Annotated in this window: 11 protein-coding genes and 1 pseudogene; 4 read left to right on the top strand and 8 right to left on the bottom strand. The window is 40.8% G+C overall.

Features of this window, described 5'->3' with window-relative positions:
- Positions 1-665 precede the first annotated feature (665 nt).
- Positions 666-878: a hypothetical protein gene (locus tag A9E74_RS14270; RefSeq protein ID WP_141696820.1), complete on the top strand. Its 213-nt coding sequence runs from the start codon at positions 666-668 to the stop codon at positions 876-878.
- A gap of 122 nt (positions 879-1,000) precedes the next feature.
- Here the strand turns inward: A9E74_RS14270 and A9E74_RS12960 are convergent, their stop codons facing one another.
- From A9E74_RS12960 to A9E74_RS12970, 3 genes are read right to left on the bottom strand one after another with little or no spacing between them, the layout of a single operon-like run.
- Positions 1,001-1,366: a hypothetical protein gene (locus A9E74_RS12960; RefSeq protein ID WP_069297026.1), complete on the bottom strand. Its 366-nt coding sequence runs from the start codon at positions 1,364-1,366 to the stop codon at positions 1,001-1,003.
- A 35-nt stretch (positions 1,367-1,401) separates the two neighbouring features.
- A complete protein-coding gene (locus tag A9E74_RS12965; protein ID WP_069297027.1) occupies positions 1,402-1,758 on the bottom strand; it encodes a hypothetical protein in 357 nt (118 codons plus the stop codon).
- Between the two features lie 44 nt (positions 1,759-1,802).
- Entirely contained in the window at positions 1,803-2,267 is a 465-nt protein-coding gene (locus A9E74_RS12970) for a hemerythrin domain-containing protein (RefSeq protein ID WP_069297028.1), read from the bottom strand.
- A gap of 445 nt (positions 2,268-2,712) precedes the next feature.
- Between A9E74_RS12970 and A9E74_RS12975 the strand changes: the two genes are divergently transcribed.
- From A9E74_RS12975 to fae, 3 genes are all read left to right on the top strand, one after another.
- Positions 2,713-2,985, top strand: coding sequence for a hypothetical protein (locus A9E74_RS12975; protein ID WP_069297029.1), 273 nt, complete (start codon positions 2,713-2,715; stop codon positions 2,983-2,985).
- Positions 2,986-3,419: 434 nt separating this feature from the next.
- Positions 3,420-4,325 carry a KPN_02809 family neutral zinc metallopeptidase gene (ypfJ, locus tag A9E74_RS12980; RefSeq protein ID WP_069297030.1) on the top strand — a complete coding sequence of 302 codons (906 nt, stop codon included), beginning with the start codon at positions 3,420-3,422 and terminating at the stop codon, positions 4,323-4,325.
- Positions 4,326-4,564: 239 nt separating this feature from the next.
- Positions 4,565-5,116 carry a formaldehyde-activating enzyme gene (gene fae, locus A9E74_RS12985; RefSeq protein ID WP_069297031.1) on the top strand — a complete coding sequence of 184 codons (552 nt, stop codon included), beginning with the start codon at positions 4,565-4,567 and terminating at the stop codon, positions 5,114-5,116.
- A gap of 54 nt (positions 5,117-5,170) precedes the next feature.
- On the opposite strand, the gene A9E74_RS12990 is transcribed toward fae, so the two are convergent.
- The 5 genes and pseudogenes from A9E74_RS12990 to A9E74_RS14280 all read right to left on the bottom strand — a co-directional run bounded on the left by A9E74_RS12990 (position 5,171) and on the right by A9E74_RS14280 (position 9,254).
- Entirely contained in the window at positions 5,171-6,031 is an 861-nt protein-coding gene (locus tag A9E74_RS12990) for an SdiA-regulated domain-containing protein (protein WP_069297032.1), read from the bottom strand.
- A 13-nt stretch (positions 6,032-6,044) separates the two neighbouring features.
- Positions 6,045-6,794 (bottom strand): lipopolysaccharide kinase InaA family protein, encoded by a 750-nt coding sequence (locus A9E74_RS14275; protein ID WP_141696821.1) that lies wholly within the window; start codon positions 6,792-6,794, stop codon positions 6,045-6,047.
- Between the two features lie 208 nt (positions 6,795-7,002).
- Positions 7,003-8,408 (bottom strand): annotated as a pseudogene (dacB, locus tag A9E74_RS13000) (D-alanyl-D-alanine carboxypeptidase/D-alanyl-D-alanine endopeptidase).
- Between the two features lie 123 nt (positions 8,409-8,531).
- Positions 8,532-8,903, bottom strand: a complete 372-nt coding sequence (locus tag A9E74_RS13005; protein WP_069297034.1) for a DUF4870 family protein — start codon at positions 8,901-8,903, stop codon at positions 8,532-8,534.
- 123 nt (positions 8,904-9,026) lie between these two features.
- A complete protein-coding gene (locus A9E74_RS14280; RefSeq protein ID WP_136553261.1) occupies positions 9,027-9,254 on the bottom strand; it encodes a hypothetical protein in 228 nt (75 codons plus the stop codon).
- Positions 9,255-9,370: the final 116 nt, after the last annotated feature.

The following is a 9,370-nucleotide window of genomic DNA, read 5'->3' on the forward strand; positions in this document are numbered from 1 at the left end:
AATGTTTAAACAACTATTTCTTTCAACTGCACTTGCTACCGCTTTTATTGCCACACCTGCATTAGCAGGGGATCATGACAAACATGATGCTCAAGGTGAGACCCAAACCTACGACAAGGTCGATAGAGATGGAAAAAAAAGTAACGCCTGATAAAAAAAGCATATGACAAAAACAAATCTAAAGATGGCAACGCGCAACATCCAGCTCATGAAATGGGCGAAGGTGATCCAGCGAGAGAACAAGGCCAATAACCAATAAGCTTTATAGTTATGAGGTTTAATGGGGGCGTAGCGTTTTTAACGGAGTAAGAATTCTCAAGTCGATTTCTCAGTGTCGGTTTGAATAATTACTTAGGGAAAGTAACGCTACGTTTTCATTTCTTTTTTGGCGTTCTCAATCAATCTTATGACAACCTAATTAACTTCTTATTAAGCAATAACAGTTAAAAGCTGTACCTACATTCAAGGGTGCAGTTGTTATTTGCTGAAGTCTGCATAATCCAATTCACTACACGTTCGTATCGCGCTATCCATTCATAGGGGAATATTATGTTCAAACATTTGTGTATATCCACGATCATGGCAGGCAGCTTTATTATGACACCTGCTTTGGCAGAGAATAATAAAATTCAAAATAATGCATTGAGTACCAGCAAAATATTCTGTTGGCAGAAAATGACAGTGATCGGACTTCCAAAGATAGCTCTAGCCGGGGCAGTGTGACTCAAGGCGTGATTGGGGCTGAAGCCAAGGAAAATAGACAGCTCGTTCCTGAAGAATCCGCCGCTGAAAAGAGAGAACAAGATCCTTCACCCAATATTCGTTTACCGGATGATAAACAGGATAATGTAGATTCAATACCACCAGCCGCAGAATAAAATTAGTTCAATCCAGCTTTAGCGCCTTGGTTTATAACTGTTTAAGAATCTGACAGGCATTGCGCCCTTCGCTTAATAAGATGATGTTTTTATGAATACAGGCATCCGTCCAACCAAATACATTATCCGGAGCGGCGTGCTTGGAAAAAATTCCAAATCAACAGCCTGATATTGGCAAATTGATACAACTCTATGTGTTCACTGTTCCATCTTCCTACCCAACCATCCGCAGCATTATTGATTAATGTTTGTCGTTGATAATGTTTCTCAAAACCTGCCGCTTCAACATCGGCTATCTGAATCAGATGTTCATTGAAACTAATCTTGTATAACAACATCATTGCGACTGTAAAAGTAACAATACTTATGCAATGAATAAGATGATCTGTACTGGTTAAACCAGGATTTTTGGTATAACACTGGACACACGATTTAGCAGTTTGAGTCACCTGATATTCACATGTTTTACATTTAACGAGTTTTGCCATTATGAAATTCCCTTTTTTGTAATCGCTATTGAGAATTAACTGGCGAGTTTTCGATAATTATCAATGATCCAATGTACTCTCTCACAGGCTTGAATATATTCAAGAATCATTGAAACAGGAGGGGATTGAATGGTTTCAATACCCAGTCGGGTATATTCCAGACTATGAATTAGATTTCCCAAACGGGGATCCAGAACGGTAATTTTGCCCATTTCGATTTTGCCTTGCATAATCGAGTCTGTATTAATCTTCTGTGTCGTAGTAGATAAACCATAGAGTTGTTTCTCCAATACATCCCATGCTTTGCGCATGGAATATATTGGAAAAAGGGTCGCTTCTTTTTTGAGGGAAGCCCATTCCGTTGAGGCTTTTTTTACATGACTGGTATCCATAAATCACCACTCTTTTCTTTAATAGTGCAGCGGTAGTCAGGCGTTTAAGAACGACTTAGCTGCTGTTTACGCTCAGTAAGCTTTTCACCGAGCAATAATAAATCCAGACTACTTTTTTTCATCAACGGAAACATTTCTTTTTCTTCTTCCTCGACATGATGCTCAATATATTCAGATAGCACTTTAACTTTCGCGTCGAACAATTCTTCATCGGCCTGCATTTGTTGAATTTCCTCAATCAGCGTTTTGGCGCCATCATGTTCAACTTGTGCTTCGTCAATCAGATCTTTTTGACCAGAGATTTTTTCAAGAAACGCCGGATAAATAATTTCTTCTTCTAACTGCGTATGCACTATCAGCTCGGCACAAATTTTATCGGCCAGTTTCTTTTTTCCGACGTATGCTTTTGGGCCCAACTCTTCATATTGGGCGAATGCCTCTTCAACCTCGCGGTGTTCTTTTTTCAAGAATGTTATGGCATCGCTATGTTTAATTTTTGAGTCAGTCATTTTGTTTTCCTATGTTTAATTGACCTGCTATTGGTTTGATTGCAATTAATGTACCCATCAATCCAAATCATTCATCAAGCCCTTCTAGGCTTCAATGTGAGAAAGTTTTATGCAGAAAAGCGTGATATAGGAAAATCGAATATCGGTAAAATTTACTGTCGCGAGAGAAATATTTATAGGTAGATCGCCATTTCGTCGAGTCACAAGTTTCTGCTCAATTCAGCTGATAAAGCCGTTTAAGCCTCATTTTGTTGCATGGCATAAGGATTGCTGGAATGGTGTTAACCATTACGCTAGTAAATTGATTTCAATTAATGGTCTGACAGAAGAATGTCGGCATGGAGCATGCCTTGATGTAATGAGAAATCACAAGCTGAAACAGGTCTCTAAATTTTTGTATTAGACGTTCTGGACCTTGTTTAAAAATAATTTATAAGGAGTAACCATGTTCAAAACAATAGTGTTTACCGCCACTCTTGCTTTTACATCCTTTATGTTGTCAGGATGTTCGGATGAGCAAGATAATCAAGTAGGACAGGACGTTAATCCCGAATGGAGTGAAAACCCTTATGAGGATGAACGAGCTGTTCAAAACCCGGAACCTACTGATGAAATAAATCGTAATCGAGAAGGGGACCAGCTTAACGAAAACAATACTGATAGCGACGAAACTGGCTTAGATGAAGCTACCGAGCAAGGTATTGGCCAACAGTATTGATTTTATTCATCTAGTAGCTTTGCTTGATAATGTAACTCAGACTAGCCCAATAAACCGTTATGGTTTATTGGGTTTTTTAATGGATTTTTACACCATTTGCAGCGGTAGGCTGTGGTCGCCACGGTTTACCATCACAAAACGCATAATTTTTACAGTTTTTTGTACAGCCTCGACAAGGTAAACGCTGGATCTCGACCTTTTTCTTTTCGGTTTGCTCGGGTTTGTTTTCATTCATTACACATATTCTCCAAATTCAGCATGAGACAATACGATTTATTGGGTGAATACAACGTGAAAAGTGACAAAGTGTTTTAACAAAGAATGCTTTTATTATTCGTTAAAAATGCTGAAATAAGATTATGCTGTCCCACCAGTAATAACTGAAAACACGTCAGCATCCAAGGCTATTTCACTCGGTATTAAAGGAATCACCTATGCGTTGGAAAGGTAGACCGAAAAGCAGCAATATTGAAGATAGACGCTCAATGCGTCCTTCAGCAACAGGGGGAATGGGGGGCGGCTTAAGATTGTTACCGCTGCTGTTTCGGTTTTTAGGCTTTAAAGGGACATTGCTGTTAATCGCTGGTGTATTGGCCTATGGCATTTTTACCGGAAGTCTTGGCAGCATGTTGTATGCGCTTGGACTTGGTGGCAATCCTCCCACCACTGTTACCACAACCGCGTTAAATGAATCACCGGAAGAAAAGCAATTAGTTGAGTTTGTGTCTGTCGTATTGGCCGATACGGAGCAGACTTGGAGCACGATATTTGAAGAGAACGGTCAGCGATATCAAGAACCTCGCTTAGTGTTGTATCGTGGCGTGGTTCGATCAGCCTGTGGCACCGCACAATCGGCAGTTGGCCCGTTTTATTGTCCTGGCGATCAACAGATTTATCTCGATTTGAATTTTTTTGATGAACTCGCCAATCGTTTTGCAGCACCGGGAGATTTTGCTCAGGCTTATGTCATCGCCCATGAGGTGGGACATCATATTCAAACCTTGATGGGAATATCGGCTGAGGTTCACGCTGCACGAAGTAGATTAAGCACAGTTGAAGCCAACAAACTTTCAGTAAAACAAGAGCTTCAAGCAGATTGTTTTGCTGGGATTTGGGCCAATCATGCTAACGATAAACGACAGTTGCTGGAAACAGGGGATATCGAAGAGGGGCTTCGGGCAGCCAGTGCAATTGGTGATGATACTTTGCAAAAGCAATCACAAGGACATGTCAGCCCTGATTCATTTACCCACGGTAGTTCACAACAACGTATGCAGTGGTTTACTACGGGATTTGAAACAGGTGATATCACGCGTTGTAATACATTTGAAGAGTTTTAAAAGCGTATGCCTAACATCAATCTACGCTTTTTGCGTACCTAACAAAATAACTGTATTCAATAAATGTTAATGAGTAAGACGCTTTATATATCTCTATTGCCATTCTTAAAGAAATATATCTGAAATAGAAATAGAGCTGGTTGATAAGGCGAATACACCTTTTGGATAATTGCTTGCGGGCAGAGATACCATCAACATAGAATGGCACGTTTTTTCTTGTAATTATTTGGAGTTTAACTATGTCAGAACCAGTTTGGTTTAGAACCGCTGAAGCCACTGTATTTGCCAGTGAAGATCAAGGCACCGATGCTATGCCGGAAATTTTAATTGGCCGCACCAAAGGTCCAGCTGGCCAGGCATTTGCCAACTTGATGGGGCAAACAGAAGGCCACACACGTATGTTCGCCATTCGTGCAACTAACCAGCAAGTTAAACCAGCCACCATGATTGTGCCTAAAGTCACAATTAAATCAGGCAGTTATGTCGCTTTGTTTGGTGGCCCAGTTCAGTCTGCAATCGCTGACGCGGTGTTGGATAGCGTTATTGAAGGTGTGATCCCTAAAGAACATGCCGATGATTTGTGTATCGTTGCAATGATCTGGATCTCTCCAGATGCAGCAGCCAATCCGGATGTTGATCGTAAAGATTTATACCGCACTAACTATGAAGCCATGAAATTAGCAATCAAACGCGCTATGTCAGGTTCACCAACAATTGATGAGTTAATTGCCAACCGCAATAAAATCCATCATGAAATGTATGATCCAGAAACTGGCGAATCAGCCTGGTAAGAAAAATAAATCAGCCCCCGACTTTATAAAGAATTTTAAAGTCGGGGGATTTGATTACTGCTGCTTGAGTGCAAGAAACTGATTTGCTTCTCCGACAATATAAATAACACCCTCATCATCTACCGCAACGCCTTCAGGTTGCCAAAACCAGCCAATCAGACCGAACGGATCACTACGTAAACTCAAGCGAGATAATTCATTGCCTTGCATATCCACCACATGCAGGCTGTCCGATGATTCGCTTAAGATCAGTAATTTGTCGACTTTGCCCGGCAATACTTCCATTCCAGCAAAATCCCGAACATTCAGACGAACTTGGCTTAAGGCTGTAAGTGTAGCCGAGAAATCGTGGCTTTCAGTTGGCTGATAAATAATCAGCGGTGGTTTTTCCTGCACAGCAAATAAACCAAATTGCTGTGACCAACCAACACCTTCGAGTCCATGATTATCGTTGTGCCCGATATCCACATGGTAAATAGTGGCATCGGAATAATGTATCGTGTCGACATTGTCTGGCACTTCTACTTTAACCAAGTTCTGACGTTGCTCTTCAGCAATAAAAAAATAATTATCGTAGGCGTAAGCAATAGATTCGGTATCACGAAAGCCCTCCAGCTTAATGCTTCGGACTAACTCGCCGGTTTTTGTCAGTACGTGGATCTGCCGGGGCTTGTTGGTCACAGCATATAAATGCCCGGAAGGCGGGTGGTAGGTTAAACCAGAAAGGTTATCGTTAATTCCCTCGATACGGATGGTTTTACCAACCGGATGGTATTGAGTTAAATCCCATTCGGTTTCAATACCACTTAATGGAGAGTTATCGGGAAAATGCCAGGAAACCCAGATTAATAATAAAACTAATGCTAAAAACAACCATATCAAACGTTTTTTTTTTTGACGTCTGGATTTACTCATTAGGATTACCTTGTTAAACAGATTTTCTGAGGAAATACAATACTTTATAAGTTTGACGTACATCATTTCCTGCAATTGGCAGGCTGAGTTTGCTGAGCCAAAACAACCACGGCATGCTTTTCGCTAAATTAATTGCAGACTGACTAATCTCACCGGCAGCATTTTCACAATATCTATTCCAGACTGCAGAAATTACCGGGTTATCCGCTTCATAAAAACGTACAACACTGTGCATAAACAGAAAAAGATCCCGGCTCATGCATTGGACAGGTGTTAGGTGACTTATCGGGTTTTCTTCAAAATCAATCAGCGTGACTTTTTCACCATCCCACAGTATGTCTTTTAACGCCGGACGGCCGTGCCATGCACCTAGGTTATGCAAGTTCGCCAAAGCAATGGCTGCTTGTTCCAAAATATGTTGCAGTTGTTTATCGTTCAGTTCAGAGCGTTTAAATAATTTCTGCAAAGTGATGCCGTGATCGGCTGTGGCAAACCAATTTTCACCTGAAGCAATAATTTGTGGGACCGATGCACCTTCATTTTTTAACTGATTAATTCGTTGAATTTCACCGGTTAATGCAGTGTTTCCATCGATGGTGACGGTTGGTGTGAATAAGGGATTGTCAGAAATTTTGGCGATAATAGAACTTAAATAATGCCAAATCGTTGAGCTACTGGCTTCAGCCTGTTTTATCCAAAACCTAGAGCCCTGTAATTTGACATCAAAAACACGCTCATCATTTAGCGGAATTTGTTTAGAGATTAGATTTGTGAGCGTAGTGTTTTTTCATTCTAAATGCCAGCGTTTATTATTTCTAGATCTAGATGATTCGGCGTAACCAATAAAACTCGTGATGGTTATTTTAAAAAGTAAATCAGCAGTTCATTATAAACTGCTGATTATTAGCTTAACCCTATAACGAAAAAGCCTGCAAATTCTCAACAGGCTTTAATTCAGTGATTATGAAATATTAATGATTGTTGTATAACTTTTCATAAAAGCTGCGTTCAAAATCTCTCAGTGGTTTGCGAGCAACATTTCGGTTATCACTCTCTGGATGATAGTTAGACAGTAACTGAACAAAATAGAGGGTTTTACCCGATTTAGTATTGATTTTGCCAGCCAGATTGTACACCCCGTATATAGAGCCAGTTTTTGCTGAAACTTGACCGGTTAACGGTGCATTGACCAAACTACTGCGATATTGCAGTGTTCCTGATTGACCAGACACAGGCATGGTTTCGATTAATCCCAGCTCTTTATTGCCAAAAATATACTGGACGACCTGGACTAACTGTTTTGCCGTCACACGATTGTTACGTGACAATCCCGAACCATCCATGATGATGGCGCGTGATAAATCAATATTGGCTTTTTCTTTTAATACAGCTTTAGCCGCGCTGCGCCATTTTCATAACTTCCAGGACGTTTGTAATAAACCCGGCCTACCGTTTTGAGAAGGTTATCGGCAATCAAGTTATCAGAACGTTTCATCATGATATCTATGAGTTTCATCAAGGGTTCTGATTGATGCAGCGCTATCACCGTACCTGTGGCTTTATCGTTACGCATGATTTTACCGTTTAACTGTATTCCGGCGCGGTCCAGTTCTTCCTGAAGAATTTTACTTAGATACAGCGTGGTATTTTGTACTGCCAGGTGAAAATTGACGGGTAAGCGATTAGAAGCCACACAACCATCCAGTGAATAACGATTGTTGTTATCTGCAGTGAGTTTCAAATCACAATCGATATTCTGGTTTTCCAGACCTTGTCGAATAATAATGTCACCGGCACTGATGTTTATATAAGGAGAGCCACTAGCTTTAAGCGCTTTGACAGGTGCTTCGGTGGTTCCTTCGATTTTTCCGTAGATGCAATTAGCATTCATGGTAATACTGCTGGATGGTGCGCTGTAACATACACCCAGAATATCCCATGGCACCCCGACTGCACGTTCAGAAGTATCAAAAGCGCCACCATTCAAATAAAGATTTCCTGGAATAGTGGTTTGCTTGAGTTTGATTTTTTCAACCAACGCCCGCAAATGAGTGCGGGTAAAGGTGGGATCACCACTGAAATTGATAATGACATCTCTGTCTGTTGTTTCGACGGTGGTTTCAAAACGGAAATCTTTATCTAGCACTAAACGAGCTGCCAAACCGGTAATGATTTTTTGCAAGCTGGCAGGTTGCTGAAACTGTTCTGCACGCTCTGAATATAATTCTTTGCCGTTGGATGCATCCAATACATATAACGCAATATCGGCACCTTCAGGTGTCGGATTACCATTCAAAGAGGGGTTGGTGAAAACTTGTGTAGCAAAGCTTGGAACACTAGTGAAAAGCAGCAGCGAGAGAGCAAGATATTTGGTCATACAATCCAGTAATACGTAAGGTTAAGGTAGAAGGACTGCAAAGCCTAACATGAAAAACGACGCTTTATTTAAAACAAAGTGTCCCTGTTTGGGCGTATCCCTTAAGGTTACTGAATTTGGCGATTACTGGTTGCTATACATAGGTTTGTTATCCGCCACATTGAGCCAGCCTTTTGCGATTCGATAAATGACCCAGATGGCATTTGCCAGCAGAATAAAATAGCCAATCACTACAGCACTTAAAAATGCCCCCAGCATACCCCATAACAGGCAAAACCAGAAGGTGCGAATCTGCCAACGGAAATGTGATTCCAGCCAAGTGCCACGAACATCATCACGTTTGATGTAGTTAATAATAACGGCAACTAAAAACGTCAAACCGACAATAAATGATGCAGCTTGCAGAGCATAAATAATGATGGTTAAGGTTTTCGCTTGATGCTGATTGTCATTAGTTTGCTGTTGGGGATTCGGAATAATCCGTGGGTTTGACATATTAAGATCCTATGATAATGCTGCCCGAAAAGCATAATGCCTTCCGGGCAGATACCACAATTTAATATGGAGAAATAAAAATAGGGGAAATGATTAAACGAGTGAGCTTCACTAGGTTCGCGTTTAGTGAGGAGTAGAATCCGAGCAATGAGAACATTCACTTATAAGGTGTGCCTGATTATAGAATTTTCTTCTGGCCACATGAATTGCCGTTTTGCAATCTGGCAGATCGCCCAGTTCAATTCGCTCAATCATTGGTGGCAAATTTGGGCAGGTTTCCGGGCAAACATGATGAATATCACATCCCTTATTGGGTAAGTTAGGATTTGAATCTAAATAGTAACTAGCCATAAAAATCTCCCTGATTTTAACAACGTCTTCGTTTTCCGCTAAGCCAAAATTGAATTAACGGGTAAGTCGCATGCTTATTATTACTACGGTTACTTTTGCTTACAGTGAGTGAAAAA

Origin of the sequence: Methylophaga muralis, from assembly GCF_001720165.1 — a bacterium.
Classification (GTDB): domain Bacteria; phylum Pseudomonadota; class Gammaproteobacteria; order Nitrosococcales; family Methylophagaceae; genus Methylophaga; species Methylophaga muralis.

Coding starts and splice junctions, on each gene's coding strand:
- A9E74_RS12960 (WP_069297026.1), bottom strand. CDS start 1,366: ATGGCAAAACTCGTTAAATGTAAAACATGTGAATATCAGGTGACTCAA.
- A9E74_RS12965 (WP_069297027.1), bottom strand. CDS start 1,758: ATGGATACCAGTCATGTAAAAAAAGCCTCAACGGAATGGGCTTCCCTC.
- A9E74_RS12970 (WP_069297028.1), bottom strand. CDS start 2,267: ATGACTGACTCAAAAATTAAACATAGCGATGCCATAACATTCTTGAAA.
- A9E74_RS12975 (WP_069297029.1), top strand. CDS start 2,713: ATGTTCAAAACAATAGTGTTTACCGCCACTCTTGCTTTTACATCCTTT.
- ypfJ (WP_069297030.1), top strand. CDS start 3,420: ATGCGTTGGAAAGGTAGACCGAAAAGCAGCAATATTGAAGATAGACGC.
- fae (WP_069297031.1), top strand. CDS start 4,565: ATGTCAGAACCAGTTTGGTTTAGAACCGCTGAAGCCACTGTATTTGCC.
- A9E74_RS12990 (WP_069297032.1), bottom strand. CDS start 6,031: ATGAGTAAATCCAGACGTCAAAAAAAAAAACGTTTGATATGGTTGTTT.
- A9E74_RS13005 (WP_069297034.1), bottom strand. CDS start 8,903: ATGTCAAACCCACGGATTATTCCGAATCCCCAACAGCAAACTAATGAC.
- A9E74_RS14280 (WP_136553261.1), bottom strand. CDS start 9,254: ATGGCTAGTTACTATTTAGATTCAAATCCTAACTTACCCAATAAGGGA.